Annotated in this window: 13 protein-coding genes; 4 read left to right on the top strand and 9 right to left on the bottom strand. The window is 74.4% G+C overall.

From position 1 onward, the window contains the following. Positions 1-123: 123 nt before the first annotated feature. Together IF83_RS0114605 and IF83_RS0114600 are read left to right on the top strand one after the other, a co-directional pair. Complete coding sequence (locus IF83_RS0114605) at positions 124-783, top strand: GntR family transcriptional regulator (RefSeq protein WP_030544596.1); 660 nt, start codon at positions 124-126, stop codon at positions 781-783. A 77-nt stretch (positions 784-860) separates the two neighbouring features. After that, positions 861-1,925 carry an aminotransferase class V-fold PLP-dependent enzyme gene (locus IF83_RS0114600; protein ID WP_030544595.1) on the top strand — a complete coding sequence of 355 codons (1,065 nt, stop codon included), beginning with the start codon at positions 861-863 and terminating at the stop codon, positions 1,923-1,925. 164 nt (positions 1,926-2,089) lie between these two features. Here IF83_RS0114600 and thpD read toward each other — a convergent pair whose 3' ends face one another. The 4 genes from thpD to ectA all read right to left on the bottom strand — a co-directional run bounded on the left by thpD (position 2,090) and on the right by ectA (position 5,481). Beyond that, entirely contained in the window at positions 2,090-2,992 is a 903-nt protein-coding gene (gene thpD / locus IF83_RS0114595) for an ectoine hydroxylase (protein ID WP_030544594.1), read from the bottom strand. A gap of 63 nt (positions 2,993-3,055) precedes the next feature. Continuing rightward, positions 3,056-3,460: an ectoine synthase gene (locus tag IF83_RS0114590; protein ID WP_030544593.1), complete on the bottom strand. Its 405-nt coding sequence runs from the start codon at positions 3,458-3,460 to the stop codon at positions 3,056-3,058. 86 nt (positions 3,461-3,546) lie between these two features. After that, positions 3,547-4,815, bottom strand: coding sequence for a diaminobutyrate--2-oxoglutarate transaminase (gene ectB / locus IF83_RS0114585; protein WP_030544592.1), 1,269 nt, complete (start codon positions 4,813-4,815; stop codon positions 3,547-3,549). 102 nt (positions 4,816-4,917) lie between these two features. Beyond that, positions 4,918-5,481: a diaminobutyrate acetyltransferase gene (gene ectA, locus IF83_RS0114580; RefSeq protein WP_030544591.1), complete on the bottom strand. Its 564-nt coding sequence runs from the start codon at positions 5,479-5,481 to the stop codon at positions 4,918-4,920. Positions 5,482-5,932: 451 nt separating this feature from the next. On the opposite strand from ectA, the gene IF83_RS0114575 reads away from it, so the two are divergent. Beyond that, a complete protein-coding gene (locus IF83_RS0114575; protein ID WP_030544590.1) occupies positions 5,933-7,024 on the top strand; it encodes an amidohydrolase family protein in 1,092 nt (363 codons plus the stop codon). A gap of 267 nt (positions 7,025-7,291) precedes the next feature. After that, complete coding sequence (locus IF83_RS0114570) at positions 7,292-8,311, top strand: SCO1860 family LAETG-anchored protein (RefSeq protein WP_030544589.1); 1,020 nt, start codon at positions 7,292-7,294, stop codon at positions 8,309-8,311. Positions 8,312-8,466: 155 nt separating this feature from the next. Here the strand turns inward: IF83_RS0114570 and cobC are convergent, their stop codons facing one another. From cobC to IF83_RS0114545, 5 genes are read right to left on the bottom strand one after another with little or no spacing between them, the layout of a single operon-like run. Further along, entirely contained in the window at positions 8,467-9,522 is a 1,056-nt protein-coding gene (gene cobC, locus IF83_RS0114565) for an Rv2231c family pyridoxal phosphate-dependent protein CobC (protein ID WP_030544588.1), read from the bottom strand. After that, positions 9,519-10,301: a cobalamin biosynthesis protein gene (locus tag IF83_RS35645; RefSeq protein WP_078843483.1), complete on the bottom strand. Its 783-nt coding sequence runs from the start codon at positions 10,299-10,301 to the stop codon at positions 9,519-9,521. Before IF83_RS35645 ends, cobC begins: the two co-directional genes overlap by 4 nt. Further along, a complete protein-coding gene (locus IF83_RS0114555) occupies positions 10,298-11,716 on the bottom strand; it encodes a cobyrinate a,c-diamide synthase (RefSeq protein WP_244177074.1) in 1,419 nt (472 codons plus the stop codon). Before IF83_RS0114555 ends, IF83_RS35645 begins: the two co-directional genes overlap by 4 nt. Then, complete coding sequence (cobO, locus tag IF83_RS0114550) at positions 11,713-12,309, bottom strand: cob(I)yrinic acid a,c-diamide adenosyltransferase (protein ID WP_030544585.1); 597 nt, start codon at positions 12,307-12,309, stop codon at positions 11,713-11,715. The genes IF83_RS0114555 and cobO overlap by 4 nt, the downstream gene beginning before the upstream one ends. After that, complete coding sequence (locus IF83_RS0114545) at positions 12,309-14,588, bottom strand: putative cobaltochelatase (RefSeq protein WP_244177082.1); 2,280 nt, start codon at positions 14,586-14,588, stop codon at positions 12,309-12,311. The genes cobO and IF83_RS0114545 overlap by 1 nt, the downstream gene beginning before the upstream one ends. Positions 14,589-14,703: the final 115 nt, after the last annotated feature.

The following is a 14,703-nucleotide window of genomic DNA, read 5'->3' as shown; positions in this document are numbered from 1 at the left end:
ACGAGCGGGCCCGGGAGGGACGGCGCGCATGCGGTGCGGGGGAGCAGGACACGGCCGCGCCGGACGCCGGCTCCCCGCGGGGAGCGGGGTGCCGCCCGCCGCGGAACCGGGACAATGGGGGGCATGCCGGAAGGGAATGCCGCGGTGCACGAGGCGTACGACGCCGTCCGGACCCGCATGACCGACGGCCGCTACGCCCAGGGGCAGATCCTCACCCCGGAAGCGGTCGCCACGGAGACGAGCCTGCCGCTCCCCGCCATCGAGGCCGCCTTCGGACGCCTGGCCGAGGAGAACGCCCTGCGCCTCTATCCGGCGCAGGGCGCGCTGATCCTCCCGCTGGACCTGGAGGAAGCGCGCGACATCATGGAGGCCCGGCTGCTCCTGGAGGTCTTCGCGATCGACTCCGTGGTCGCCCGCGGCCGGGAGCACGCGCGCCGGCTGGGCCGGGACCTCGCCCCCATGCTGCGGGAGCTGGACACGGCCGAGGCGACCCTGCTCCAGGCCAGGCGGTTCCACTGCGAGCTGGTCGCGGCGGCGGGCAACGCCATGGTCGTCCGGATGCACGAGACGCTGTGGGACCGCAGCCTGCACGTGGCCGCCGCCTCCACCGCCGGGGCGGACAACCGGCACGGCAACACCGTCGAGCACCGGGCCATCGCCGAGGCCCTGTCCCGCGGAGAGGGCGCCCGGGCCCGCCGGCTGGTGTACGAGCACGTCTCCGCCATCCTGCGCCGCGTCGGCGTCGGTGACGAGCTGGCCCTGCCGCGCCCGGCGGACGCCTGAGGAACTCCGCCCCCGCGCCCGCCCCCGCCGTGATTCCCGTGGACGGGCGGGCGGCCTCCCCCGCATAGTGGCTCGCTATGGAGACCAGTCTGGGAGCAGCACACTTCGCACCGGAACCGACCTATCTCAACACCGCCTCGATGGGGCTGCTGCCCCGGAAGGCCGCGGCCGTCCTCCGGGAGGGAGTCGAGAACGCCGTCACCGGACGCACCACACCCGACCTCGGCTTCCCCTCCGTGGACGGGGCCCGCGCGGCCTTCGCCCGGCTGGTCGGGGTGGACCCCGGCCGGGTGGCCACCTCGGGCGCCGTCGCCGTGCACACCGGGCTGATCGCCACCTCCCTGCCGGAGGGGGCCGAAGTCCTCGTCGCCGACGGGGACTTCAGCTCGCTGGTCAACCCCTTCGCCGTCCGTCCCGGCATCGAACTGCGCAGTGTGCCGCTGGACGCGCTGGCGGACGCGGTCCGGCCCGGTACGGCGCTCGTCGCCGTCAGCGCCGTCCAGTCGGCCGACGGCCGCGTCGCCGACCTGGCCGCGATCCGGGAGGCCGCCCGCGCCCACGGCGCCCGGACGCTCGTCGACACCACCCAGGCCGCCGGCTGGTTCCCGGTGAACGCCGGCGACTTCGACTACACCGTCACCGGCTCCTACAAGTGGCTGCTCTGCCCGCGCGGTGTCTCCTTCCTCACCGTCCCGGAGGACGGCGGGGGCCTGCGCCCGGTCTTCTCCGGCTGGACCGCGGGGGAGGACCCCTGGGAGAGCACGTACGGACCGGTGCGCCGTCTCGCCCGCTCCGCACGCCGGTTCGACGAGAGCCACGCGCTGCTGGCGTATCTCGCGGCCCCGCACGCGCTCGCGGTCATCGAGGAGACCGGCACCGAGGCCATCCGCGCGCACAACCTCGCGCTCGCCGCGCGCTGCCGCGCCGGACTGGCGGAGCTGGGGTACGAACCGGTGCCCGAGCCGGACTCCGCGATCGTCGCCGTCCCCGGGCTCGGCCATGCCGAGGAGGTGCTGACGGCGGCGGACGTCCATGTGGCGATCCGGGCCGGCAATCTGCGGGCGGCCTTCCACCTCTACAACACCGCCGCGGACGTGGACCGGCTGCTCGACGTGCTCTCCCGCGTGCCCGCCCGCACCTGACAGCGCGACGGCGGCCACCACCGGGAACACCTCCCGGCGGCGGCCGCCGTCACTCACCCAGTGGGAGCCCGATCCGGACGCGCCCCTCCCCCTCTCACGAGGAGGCCACGGCCCGGACCCAGGTCACACCCTGCGAGCCTTGGGTCGTCTCGTTCCGTCTCTCGTCACTTCACCGGCGTGAAGTCGCGGGCACCGAGGAACTCGGGCCGGCGGATGGGGGCCGCGAACGGCTCCACCGCCTTGTTCTCCACGCTGTTGAAGACGATGAAGACGTTGCTGCGGGGGAACGGGGTGATGTTGTCCCCGGAGCCGTGCATGCAGTTGCAGTCGAACCAGGTCGCCGACCCGGCCTTGCCGGTGAACAGCTTGATGCCGTGCTTCTCGGCGAAGCCGGACAGCGCCTCGTCGGACGGGATGCCCGCGTCCTGCATCTGCAGCGACCGCTTGTAGTTGTCCTTCGGGGTCTCACCGGCGCAGCCCAGGAACGTCTTGTGCGAACCCGGCATGATCATGAGACCGCCGTTGGTGTCGTAGTTCTCGGTCAGCGCGATCGAGACGGACACCGTGCGCATGTTGGGCAGGCCGTCCTCGGCGTGCCAGGTCTCGAAGTCGGAGTGCCAGTAGAACCCGGAGGCACCGAACCCCGGCTTGACGTTGATCCGGCTCTGGTGGACGTAGACGTCCGAGCCGAGGATCTGCCGGGCGCGGTCCAGCACGCGCGGGTCGCGCACCAGCCCGGCGAAGACCTCGCTGATCTTGTGCACCTCGAAGACCGACCGGACCTTCTGCGACTTGGGCTCGACGATCGACCGCTCGTCGTCCTTCATCCTCGGGTCGGTGACCAGACGGTTCAGCTCGTCGCGGTAGACCGCGACCTCGTCGGGGGTGATCAGCTGGTCGATCGCCATGAAGCCGTCGCGGTCGAAGGAGCTGAGTTCGTTCTCGGAGATCGGGCCGGGGGTCCCGGGAGCCGACCACACGACCGGGTCAACGCGCGGGGTGGCCACCTCCGTGGCGCCGCGGGTCGGGTAGAGATCGGTCGTCGTCCGCTCGGGTGCGATGGTCATGGTGCTGCACCTACTCCTCTCGGTTACGTCCCTGCTTCTATCCGTTTCCCTCGTTGGGGTGGATCAGCCCTCTTCGGGCTCGGTGAGCAGCGGGTAGACACCGTTCTCGTCGTGGTCCTCACGGCCGGTGACCGGCGGGTTGAAGACGCAGACGCAACGGAAGTCCGTCTTGGGCCGCATCGTGTGGCGCTCGTGCCCGTCCAGCAGATACATCGTGCCGGGCTCGATCCAGTGCTTCTCGCCCGTTTCCTCGTCGGTGAGCTCGGCCTCACCCTCCACGCACAGCACGGCCTCGACGTGGTTGGCGTACCACATCTTGGTCTCGGTCCCCGCGTAGAGCGTGGTCTCGTGGAGGGAGAAGCCCACGCGCTCCTTGGCGAGGATGATGCGCTTGCTCTCCCAGGTGCCCGACTTCGACTTGACATGCCGGTCGGTGCCCTCGATGTCCTTGAGGGATCGGACGATCACAGTGCTTCTGCCTTTCGTTTCTACGGTCGGCGATACGCGGGCCCGGGGCAACCCGGCGAACCAGCCGGATTGCCCCGGGAGACGGCTCAGACCGTCTCGCGTACCGCCCGGGCGAGGATCCGCAGACCCTCGTCCAGCTCTTCGGGGGTGGTGGTCAGCGCGGGCAGCAGCTTGACGACCTCGCTCTGCGGCCCGGACGTCTCGACCAGCAGCCCCAGCTCGAAGGCGCGCTTGCAGACGGCGTTCGCGCGGGACTTGTCGGTGAACTCCATGCCCCAGACGAGGCCGCGGCCGCGCACCACGCCACCGAGCCGCGGGTGCTCCTCGGTGATGGCCGTGAGCGCCTGCTCCACCTGCTCACCGCGGCTGATGGTCTGCTTCTCCATCTGGCCGTCGGCCCAGTAGGTGTCGAGGGCCGCCGCGGCCGTCACGAAGGCCGGGTTGTTGCCGCGGAAGGTGCCGTTGTGCTCGCCCGGCTCCCACACGTCCAGCTCCGGCTTGAACAGCGTCAGCGACATCGGCAGCCCGTAGCCGCTGATGGACTTCGACAGCGTCACGATGTCCGGCGTGATGCCCGCCTCCTCGAAGGAGAAGAAGGCACCGGTGCGGCCGCAGCCCATCTGGATGTCGTCGACGATCAGCAGCATGTCGCGGCGCCGGCACAGGTCGGCGAGCGCGCGCAGCCAGTCGGCGCGGGCGACGTTGATGCCGCCCTCGCCCTGGACCGTCTCGACGATCACGGCGGCGGGCTGGTTGAGCCCGGAGCCCTGGTCCTCCAGCAGCCGCTCGAACCACAGGAAGTCCGGGACCTTGCCGTCGAAGTAGTTGTCGAACGGCATCGGGGTGCCGTGCACCAGCGGGATGCCGGCGCCGGCGCGCTTCATGGAGTTGCCGGTGACGGCGAGCGAGCCGAGGGACATGCCGTGGAAGGCGTTGGTGAAGGAGACGATCGCCTCGCGGCCCTTCACCTTCCGGGCCAGCTTGAGCGCGGCCTCGACGGCGTTGGTGCCCGTCGGGCCGGGGAACATGACCTTGTACGGCAGGTCGCGCGGCCGCAGGATCGTGTTCTGGAAGGACTCCAGGAAGGCCCGTTTGGCGGTGGTGCCCATGTCCAGGCCGTGCGTGACGCCGTCACGCTCCAGGTAGTCCAGCAGCGCGCGTTTCAGCACCTCATTGTTGTGGCCGTAGTTGAGGGCTCCGGCGCCGGAGAAGAAGTCCAGGTAGGTGTGGCCGTCCTCGTCGTACATGTAGCTGCCCTTGGCCCGGTCGAACACGGCCGGCCAGCCGCGGCAGTAGCTGCGAACCTCGGATTCCAGGCTCTCGAAGACGCTCAGGGCGGGCGGGGTGATGGTCACGGCGAACTCCAGGGAGTGGTCTGGGGAGTGAAGGAAGTCGGTGGGGGCGGGCAGGGCTCGTCGGTCAGGGGTCCGGGGGCCCGGGGGGTGAGGGGGCCCGGGTCAGCGCGGGGGCGCCGTCCACGGCAGAGGTCCTATCCGGTACAGCACCTCGGGCAGGTGCCCCTCCTCGGGGAACAGCCCGGCGTCGAACAGGACCTCGCGCCGTACGTCCGCGCCGTGCCGCTCGGCGAACGAGGTGAACAGGCGGTTCGAGGCCGCGTTGTCCGGGGTGATCGTGGTCTCCATCCGGCGGATGCCCTTCTCGCGGGCGACCCGCTCGGTCAGCCCGTCGAGCAGCGCGCCGGCGAGACCGCGCCCGCGCTGGCTCGCGTCGACGGCCACCTGCCACACGACGAGCGTGTCCGGGGCCTCGGGACGGAGGTATCCGGTGACGAAGCCGACCGGCTCGCCCTCGGCGCCGCGGGCCACCACGGAGGTGGCGGCGAAGTCGCGGCACCACAGGAGGTAGCTGTACGACGAGTTGAGGTCGAGCACCTGGGAGTCGCGGGCGATGCGCCAGATCGCGGCTCCGTCGTCGACGCGGGGCGTGTCGAGCTTGAGTCCTTCCGGCATTTCCAAGAATTCCGTACGGGGACCTGCGGGGTCTGCTTGCGCGGCGGTCATGCGTATTCAATTTACCGAGCAAAAACTGAAAATGCATCGGGGCAGGGGGTTACGCGGAGGGGGGTGCGTGTGTTATTCGGGCGCGGCCGTACGGGCGCGCGAAACCCCGCCGGATTGCCCGTATATATGGGGGCATTTCCGGGTGAACCGGGCAGCTTGTGGATCGCGTCACATATCCATAACAACCCGGGTCGCCGACGCGGGAGAGGCCTCTGAGGGCTGTGATGAATCCGTGTGTTTGAGTCGCGGGAAACCGGGAAGAAGAGTTCCGGACCCTACGCAATTGGAGAATAGGGAATTCCGTTGAGGAGAACATAGCGCGGATGCGCGGAACTGTCACCGGAATCACGGAACCTTCCCGCCCCGGATCCCGTCCGCCCCTCGCGCGGCGCCTCGCGCGGAGAGGGGGCGGGCCGCCGCGGCGCACCGCGCCGCTCGTAAAGTGCCTGCCATGAGCGAAGGCACGGTGCTGCACATCAAGGGTCGGGTGCTCCGCGGCCCGGAGGACGTCCGGGACGAGCTGTGGGTGCGGGACGGCCGCATCACCTACGAGGCGCCCGCCGCCGCGCGGGAGGTGACCACCCTCACCGGCTGGGTCCTCCCCGGACTCGTGGACGCCCACTGCCACGTCGGCCTGGACGCCCACGGCCCGGTCGACGACGCGACCAGCGAGAAGCAGGCCGTGACCGACCGCGACGCCGGCACCCTGCTGATCCGGGACGCCGGCTCGCCCTCCGACACCCGGTGGATCGACGACCGCGAGGACCTGCCCCGGATCATCCGCGCCGGCCGGCACATCGCCCGCACCCGCCGCTACATCCGCAACTACGCCCATGAGATCGAGCCGGGCGATCTCGTCGCGTACGTCGCGCGCGAGGCGCGCCGGGGCGACGGCTGGGTCAAGCTGGTCGGCGACTGGATAGACCGCGCCGTCGGCGACCTCGCCCCCTGCTGGCCGCGGGGCGAGGTGGAGGCGGCCATCGCCGAGGCCCACCGGCTCGGCGCCCGCGTCACCGCCCACTGTTTCGCCGAGGACTCCCTGCGCGACCTGGTGGAGGCGGGCATCGACTGCGTCGAGCACGCCACCGGGCTGACCGAGGAGACCATCCCGCTCTTCGCCGAGCGTGGGGTGGCCATCGTCCCGACCCTCGTCAACATCGCCACCTTCCCCCGGCTCGCCGACGGCGGCCAGGAGAAGTTCCCCCGCTGGTCGGACCATATGCGGCGGCTCCACGAGCGGCGCTACGCGACCGTGGCCGCCGCCTACGAGGCCGGCATCCCCGTCTTCGTCGGCACCGACGCCGGCGGCTCCCTCCCGCACGGGCTGGTCGCCCAGGAGGTCGCCGAACTGGTGAAGGCCGGTCTGCCGGCCGCGGCCGCGCTGTCGGCCACCGCCTGGGGCGCGCGGGAATGGCTCGGCCGCCCCGGCCTGACCGAGGGCGCCCCGGCGGACCTGGTGGTCTACGAAGCCGACCCGCGCGAGGACATCCGCGTGCTGGCGGCGCCCCGGCATGTGGTGCTGCGCGGCCGCGTGATCGGCTGAGCCGCCGGCCGGCGGACCTTCCCGCCGTCCTGCCCCACCCCGGCCCCGGAGCGCTCGCGCTCCGGGGCCGGCGGTTTGCGGGCCTGGACCTCTGATCGTCCGGACCTGTGATCGAACGCGACTTCAGAAACCACCCGATGGTGTGAACTCACGCCATGTTGCTGCCCGTTCACCGACAGTACGTAAGTATGCGTTGCGTCGAGGTCGCCGCGCCGAGTCCGCCGGACCGCGTCGGCGACTCCATTTCTCTTGTGGGGGTTCCACACCTTGAACAGCAACGCCTTCGTCCCGCCCGCACGCCGTACCGCCGCGGCGCTGACGGCCGCCGCCCTGGCCGCCGCCCCGGTGCTCCTCGCCGGTGCCGCGCCCGCGTACGCGTCCGGCGGTGACGGCAAGGCCGGAGCGGTCGTGCTCCGCGCCGACCTCGGGGTCTCCCTGCTCGACCAGGCGCGGGTGCCGCTGAACGTCACGCTCAACGAGGTCCAGGCCCCGGAGTCGGCCAGTGAGACCCTGCTCACCGCGCGGGTGGACGGAGTCCACCAGGGCCGTCCCTTCACGATGCTGAAGGCCGACATCGCCACCGCGGAGGCGAAGACCGGGGACGGCAGGGCGGAAGGGCGGGCCAACCTCGCCAAGGCCGAGGTCTTCGTGCCCGGTCTGAAGAACAAGCCGCTGATCGAGCTCGAGCAGATCACGTCCACCGCCGTGTGCGCGGCCGGGCAGCAGCCGGCGGCCGACTCGAAGATCCCGGGACACGTGACGGTCCTCGGCAAGCGGATCGAGCTGAGCGCGAGCGGTACCGCGCAGGCGGACATCGAGGGAGTCGGCTCGGTCGAGCTCGACCTGGCCAAGACCAACACCACGGCGACGACCGCCGCGGCCACGGCGCTGGAGCTCCGGCTGAACGTCACCCCGGAGAAGCTCAACGTCGCGGCGGTGGACGGCACGATCACCTTGGTCGAGGCCACCTGCGAGAGCCCCGCCGGGGGGTCCGGTGACGGCGAGCCGGCGCCGGGCGGCGACAAGCCGGGATCCGGCGACGGCGGAGCGACCGAGGGCGCCACGGGCGGCCCGGGTGACGGCTCGGACGACAGCTCCGGCTCGGGTGACGAGAGCGGCGACGGCGTCAGCACCCAGACCGGAGCCGAGAGCGGTGACGGCAACCTCGCCGCGACCGGCGGCAACTCCACCACGCCGTACCTGGCGGCCGGTGCCGGCGCCCTGCTCGCCGCCGGCGGGGTCTCGGTCTTCGTCGCCCGGCGCCGGGCGGCCGCACGCCGCGGCTGACTCCGGCTGACGTGACGCGTCCGGGACCGCCGGTCCCGGACGCGTCACGGAAGGACACGGCGCGGCCCCGCCCCGGGGGTGGGGCGGTGCCGCGCCGTCGGCCTTCCGGCCGCACCCGCCGCCGCACGACGATCCCGGAGGTCAGCGGTCAGCGGTCAGCGGTCGGTGAGGGCCTTGGCCAGGGCGTCGGCGAACAGGTCCGTCGTCCGGGGATCGCGCACCGCCAGCCGCAGCCACTCCGGTCCGAGCCCGGGGAAGGTGTCGCCCCGGCGGACCGCGAAGCCGTGCTCGCGCAGCCGTTCCCGTACGGCGGCGCCGTCCGGCAGCCGGAGCAGCACGAACGGCCCGGCCGCCGGGCCGCACACCGCGACCTCGCCGAACTCCGCCAGCCGCGCCAGCAGATGCTCCCGGTCCGCCGCCACACGCTCCGCGGCCCGCGCCGCCTCCGCGAGCGCCGCCGGCTCGCAGCAGGCCTCCGCCGCCGCGAGGGCCGGGGCGGACACCGGCCACAGCGGCTGGGCGCGCTCCAGCGCCGCGATCCGCTCCGGTTCCGCGAGGACGTAGCCGATGCGCAGCCCGGCCAGTCCCCAGGTCTTGGTGAGGCTGCGCAGCACGACCAGGCCCGGCAGATCCGTCCGCGACGCCAGTGAGGCGTGCTCGCCCGGCACCGCGTCCATGAAGGCCTCGTCGACGACCAGCAGCCGTCCGGGCCGGGCCAGTGCGGCCAGACCGGCCGGGCCGTCCGCGGGATGGAGTACGGAGGTCGGGTTGGTGGGGTTGCCGATCACGACCAGGTCCGCGTCCTCCGGTACGGAGTCCGGGCGGAGCCGGAAGCCGTCCTCGCGCCGCAGCAGCACCCGTTCCACCGGGTGGCCGGCGTTCCGCAGGGCCGCCTCCGGCTCGGTGAACTGCGGGTGCACGACCACCGGGCGGCGGGCCGCGAAGGCCCGGGCGACCAGGACGAACGCCTCCGCCGCCCCGGCCGTCAGCAGCACCCGGGAAGCGGGCAGCCCGTGCCGGCGCGCGACGGCCTCGCGGGCCGGGGCGCCGTCGGGATAGGCGGCGAGCGTGCCGAGGGAGGCGGCGATCCGGGCCCTGAGCCAGTCCGGGGGCGTACCCGCGCGGACGTTGACGGCCAGGTCGGTCAGATCGGTGCCGCGCACCTCGGCGTCGCCGTGGTGGGCCAGATCGGGTCCGGGCGGCGCGGTCACGGGGTCCTGCCTTTCGAGTGCGGGCCGGCTTCGGTTCCGGCCGCGCGGGGGTCGGCGGGTGAGGGGTGCGGTTCGGCGTGGGGTGTGGCCGGGCGGAGGCCGGGGTCTACGGGGTGTGGGGGTGTGGCGTGAGGGTCTGTGGCGCGGGAGCCCGCGGGATGTGGCGCTGTGGCGTGAAAGTCTGCTGCTGGTTGGACATCTCCGGCATGTGGGGCTGCCGGGCGGACGCGTGCGGCCGCAGTCCACGAGGCGGTGGCGCGCGGCCCCGGGGCGGCCGGGCGGTGGGCCACGGCCACCGTCGCCCGGGGTGAGGCGGACTTGGGCACGAGGAGTTCGGCCCCGGGCCCCGCGGCGAGCAGGGCGGCCGCCTCGGCCACACTGGGCGTGCCCGTCGCGCCGAGCACGGTACGGGACGGGTGCGGCACGGCCACGGCGGCCAGCTCCGCCGCCGGGTACGTCACCAGCGGTACGCCGAGCCGGGCCGCCGCCCCGGCGATGCCCGCCTCACCGGCCTTGGCCTCGGCGGTCGCCAGTACGTGGACCGCCGGGCCGGGCCCGTCGACCGCCGGGCCCGGCCGCCCGGCGGCCCCCGCCGCGTCGGTCGCTCCGGCCATGCCTTCCTCGGCCGTGTCGACTGCTCCGGCCGCCTCCAGCGCCTCCCGCAGCAGCGCGAGCACCTCGTCCGCCGTGACTCCGGCCCGCGCACCGACCCCGGCCGTGAGCAACGGCTCAGCCACCGCCAGGGCCCGGCCGGGGCGGCCGGCGGCGGGCCCGGTCATCCCGCGCACCGTGTGACGAATCTGCGGGCGGTGCCCGGGGCGCCCGCCCAGTGCAGATGGACGTAGGAGGCGTGCACACCGCGCCGGACGAAGCCCTCGACGCGGCGCGACGGCCGGTGCAGCCCCCAGGCCGGTTCGGCGCCGGCGCCCGGCTCGATCACCGTGCGGTGGAACTCGTGGCCCCGCAGCCTCGCGCCCACCGGCGCCAGCGCGCTGTCCGAGAGTGCCACGGCCTCGCGGTAGCCGAGCGTCAGCCGCTCCGTCATCCGCGCCTCCGCGTCCAGGACCCCGCACATCGGCCTGCCGTCCAGCGACCGGGCCAGATACAGCAGGCCCGCGCACTCCGCCGCCACCGGGGCGCCCCGGGCGGCGAGCGCCGCGACGGCCTCGCGCAGCGGCTCGTTCGCCGACAGCTCGGGCGCGTACATCTCGGGGAAGCCGCCGCCGACGACCAGCCCGGCGGTGCCCGGCGGCAGCTTCTCGTCGCGCAGAGGGTCGAAGGTGACGACCTCGGCGCCGGCCGCCGTGAGCAGTTCGGCGTGCTCGGTGTACGAGAAGGTGAAGGCCGGACCGCCCGCCACGGCGACCACCGGGCGGGCCGGGGGAGTCCCGCCGGCCGCGCCCCCCGTCACCGGGGCCCGCCCCGCCGACGGTGCCCCCGCCGCCGCTTCCGCCGCCGGGTCCCACGCGGGTCCCGGCAGGGGCGGAGCGCTGCGCGCCAGGGCGTACAGCGCGTCCAGATCGCAGCCTGCCCGCACCCGCTCGGCCAGGGCCGCGACGGACGCGACCGCCTCCGCCCGCCGCTCGGCGGCCGGCACCAGCCCCAGATGGCGCGAGGGCGTACGGGCGTCCGGGGAGCGGCGCAGCGCGCCCAGGACCGGCACCCCGGACTCGTCCAGGGCCTCCCGCAGCAGCTCCTCGTGCCGCTCGGAGCCGAGCTTGTTGAGGATCACCCCGGCGAGCCGCACCTCCGGGTCCCAGGAGGCGAAGCCGTGCACCAGCGCCGCCACCGAACGCGACTGCGAGGACGCGTCCACGACCAGCACCACGGGGGCCCGGAGCACCTTGGCCACCTGCGCCGTCGAAGCCAGCTCGCCCTGCCCGGCGGCACCGTCGTAGAGGCCCATCACGCCCTCGACGACGGCCAGGTCGGCGCCGGCCGCCCCGTGCAGGAAGAGCGGGGCGATCCGCTCGGGGCCGCACAGATAGGCGTCCAGGTTGCGTCCGGGGTGGCCGGCGGCGAGCGCGTGGTAGCCGGGGTCGATGTAGTCGGGGCCGACCTTGTGCGGGGAGACGGCGAGTCCGCGGCCGGCGTAGGCGGCCATCAGGCCGGTGGCCACGGTCGTCTTGCCGCTGCCCGAGGCGGGCGCGGCGATCACCAGGCGCGGCACCCGGTGCGGGGCGGCGGTGCTCACCACTCGATGCCCCGCTGGCCCTTCTGGCCCGCGTCCATCGGGTGCTTCACCTTCGTCATCTCGGTGACCAGGTCGGCCGCTTCCAGCACCTCCGGCGGCGCGTTGCGGCCGGTGATCACGACGTGCTGGGTGCCCGGCCGGCCGCGCAGCACCGAGACGACCTCGGCGGTGTCGATCCAGCCCCAGTGCAGCGGATAGGCGAACTCGTCCAGGACGTACAGGCGGTGGGTCTCGGCCGCGAGGTCCCGCTTGACCTGCTCCCAGCCCTCCCGGGCCGCCTCCTCGCTCGAACTCATGTCCCGCTGTGTCCAGGACCAGCCCTCGCCCATCTTGTGCCAGACGACGGGGCCGCCCTCGCCCGAGGCGCCCAGGACGCGCAGCGCGCGCTCCTCGCCGACCCGCCACTTCGCGGACTTCACGAACTGGAACACCCCCACGGGCCAGCCCTGGTTCCACGCCCGCAGCGCCATCCCGAAGGCGGCCGTGGACTTCCCCTTGCCGGGGCCCGTGTGCACCATCAGCAGCGGGCGGTTGCGACGCTGACGGGTCGTCAGTCCATCGTCCGGCACCGTGCTCGGCTGTCCCTGCGGCATTACGCGGCCCTCCCGGTGGTCTTCGTCGTCCTCTGTCCGGTCCCTTGTCCGGCTCCCGCTCCCGCGCCCGGCGCGCCCGGCGCCCCCTGGGCATACGGTGCGTGCCGCGTGCCCCGGACGCCGCGGACGAGCCCGGCCACGCTGTCCGCGCGCAGCTCCTCCAACGTCACGGCCTCGCCGCACAGTTGACGGGCCAGCACCCCGGCCAGCCCCAGCCGCACCGGTCCCGACTCGCAGTCCACGACCACCGACGCCGTCCCCTCGGCGGCCAGCAGGCGCGCGGCCCGGGCCACCGGCGTGAGCGGATCGGCCGCGCGCCCCGCGCGCGCTCCGTCGCCCGTACCGCCGCGCCAGCCGGCCCCGGCACTCCGCGCGGCGGTCGCCCGGCCGTCCGTGACGACCACCAGCAGCGGCCGCCGGGACGCGTCCCGCAGCCGCTCCACCCGCAGCACCTCCCGGGCCCGCAGCAGCCCGGCGGCCAGCGGCGTGCGGCCGCCCGTCGGCAGCGACTCCAGCCGCGCCGCGGCCGCGTCCACGGAGGACGTCGGCGGCAGCACCAGCTCCGCGCCGGAGCCCCGGAACGTGACCAGCCCGACCTTGTCGCGCCGCTGGTACGCGTCCAGCAGCAGCGACAGCACGGCGCCCTTGACGGCGCTCATCCGCCGCCGCGCCGCCATCGACCCGGAGGCGTCCACGAGGAACAGCACGAGGTTGCCCTCGCGCCCCTCGCGCACCGCCTCCCGCAGATCGTCGCGGCGCACGAGGAGCCCGCTGCCGGCCCGGCCCCGGGCGCGCTGGTACGGAGCGGCGGCCCGCACGGTGGCCGCCAGGTGGAGCTTCGTCAGAGCGCCCCGCGGCAGCCGGGCACCGGTGGTGCGCCCGTGCCGGGTGCGGGCGCGCGACCGGCGCCCGGCCGCCCCCTCGCCGAGGCCCGGCACGCTCAGGACCCGGGTGCGGAACGGCTCGGCGGCCCCCACCGCGCGCTGCTCCGGGCCGCCGTCCCCGGCGACCGCCGGCCGGGGCTCCCCGGCGGGTTCCTCCCCGGCGGTCGCGGACGGCTCGCCCGCCGGCTCACCGGCGCCGTCCGGGCGGCTGCCCGGGCTCTCCCCGGCACCCCCGTCCTCCGGGCCGCCGGGGCACTGCTCCGGTGCGGCGTCCCGTCCCGGCGCGTTCCCGTCGTCCGCACGCCCGTCGTCCGTGCCGCCGCCGTTCCCGGTGTCTCCGCCATCGCCGCCCCCGGAACCGTCCGGGCCGCCTTCCGGGCCGTCCGGCCCGCCGGGGCCCGGGTCCGTCGGATCGTCGTCGCCGCCGAACTCCTCCAGCGTCCGGTCCAGCAACTCCTCGTCCAGCCCCGGCGCGTCGAACGGATTGCGCCGCCGGCGGTGCGGAAGAGCCAGCAGCGCCGCCCGCCGTACGTCCTCCTCGCGCACCTCCGTGCGGCCCGCCCAGGCCGCCAGCGCCGTCGCCGTACGCGCCATGACGATGTCGGCGCGCATCCCGTCCACCTCGAACGCGGCGCAGACGGCCGCGATCCGGCGCAGCGAGCGGTCGTCCAGCACCACCGACGGCAGCAGGGCGCGCGCCGCCGCGATCCGCTCCCGCAGCGCGGACTCCTCGGCCGCCCAGCGGGCCGCGAAACCGGCCGGGTCGTCGTCGTGGGCGAGCCGCCGCCGGACGACCTCCACCCGCAGATCCGGCTCGCGCGAGGCGGACACCTCCACCGTCAGACCGAACCGGTCGAGCAGCTGCGGCCGCAGCTCGCCCTCTTCCGGGTTCATCGTGCCGACCAGCAGGAAGCGCGAGGCGTGCCGTACGGAGACCCCTTCGCGCTCCACGTAGGAGGCGCCCATGGCGGCGGCGTCCAGCAGCAGGTCCACCAGGTGGTCGTGGAGGAGATTGACCTCGTCGACGTAGAGCACGCCGCGGTGGGCCTCCGCGAGCAGCCCCGGCTCGAACGCCTTCTTCCCCTCCGACAGGGCGCGTTCGATGTCGAGCGCGCCGGCGAGACGGTCCTCCGAGGCGCCGACCGGCAGTTCGACCATCCGGGCCGGCCGCTCCGTCCCCGGCCCCGCGGCGTGCGGGCCGTCGGGGCAGGCGCCGTCCGGTGCCTGCGGATCGCAGGAGAAGCGGCAGCCCGGCACCACGGCGACCGGCGGCAGCAGCGCCGACAGGGCGCGCACGGCGGTCGACTTGGCCGTGCCCTTCTCACCGCGCACCAGCACCCCGCCCACGGCGGGGGAGACCGCGTTCAGCAGCAGGCCCAGCCGCAGATCGTCCATGCCGACGATCGCGGTGAACGGGTAGTGCGGGTCGGGGGAGCGGGGGACGCTGCCGGCCTTGTCGCTCGCGGCCGCGTCGGTCGTGGCGGTGTCGCCCGTGACGGTGTCGCTCATG

The organism is Streptomyces albus subsp. albus, from assembly GCF_000719865.1.
Classification (GTDB): Bacteria; Actinomycetota; Actinomycetes; order Streptomycetales; family Streptomycetaceae; genus Streptomyces; species Streptomyces albus_E.
This window is presented reverse-complemented; position numbering and strand designations above follow the sequence as displayed.

What these genes read in the sequence shown, in the direction of transcription:
- IF83_RS0114605 (WP_030544596.1), top strand. Translation starts at nt 124, where the DNA reads ATGCCGGAAGGGAATGCCGCGGTGCACGAGGCGTACGACGCCGTCCGG.
- IF83_RS0114600 (WP_030544595.1), top strand. Translation starts at nt 861, where the DNA reads ATGGAGACCAGTCTGGGAGCAGCACACTTCGCACCGGAACCGACCTAT.
- thpD (WP_030544594.1), bottom strand. Translation starts at nt 2,992, where the DNA reads ATGACCATCGCACCCGAGCGGACGACGACCGATCTCTACCCGACCCGC.
- ectA (WP_030544591.1), bottom strand. Translation starts at nt 5,481, where the DNA reads ATGACCGCCGCGCAAGCAGACCCCGCAGGTCCCCGTACGGAATTCTTG.
- IF83_RS0114575 (WP_030544590.1), top strand. Translation starts at nt 5,933, where the DNA reads ATGAGCGAAGGCACGGTGCTGCACATCAAGGGTCGGGTGCTCCGCGGC.
- IF83_RS35645 (WP_078843483.1), bottom strand. Translation starts at nt 10,301, where the DNA reads ATGACCGGGCCCGCCGCCGGCCGCCCCGGCCGGGCCCTGGCGGTGGCT.
- cobO (WP_030544585.1), bottom strand. Translation starts at nt 12,309, where the DNA reads ATGCCGCAGGGACAGCCGAGCACGGTGCCGGACGATGGACTGACGACC.
- IF83_RS0114545 (WP_244177082.1), bottom strand. Translation starts at nt 14,588, where the DNA reads ATGGACGATCTGCGGCTGGGCCTGCTGCTGAACGCGGTCTCCCCCGCC.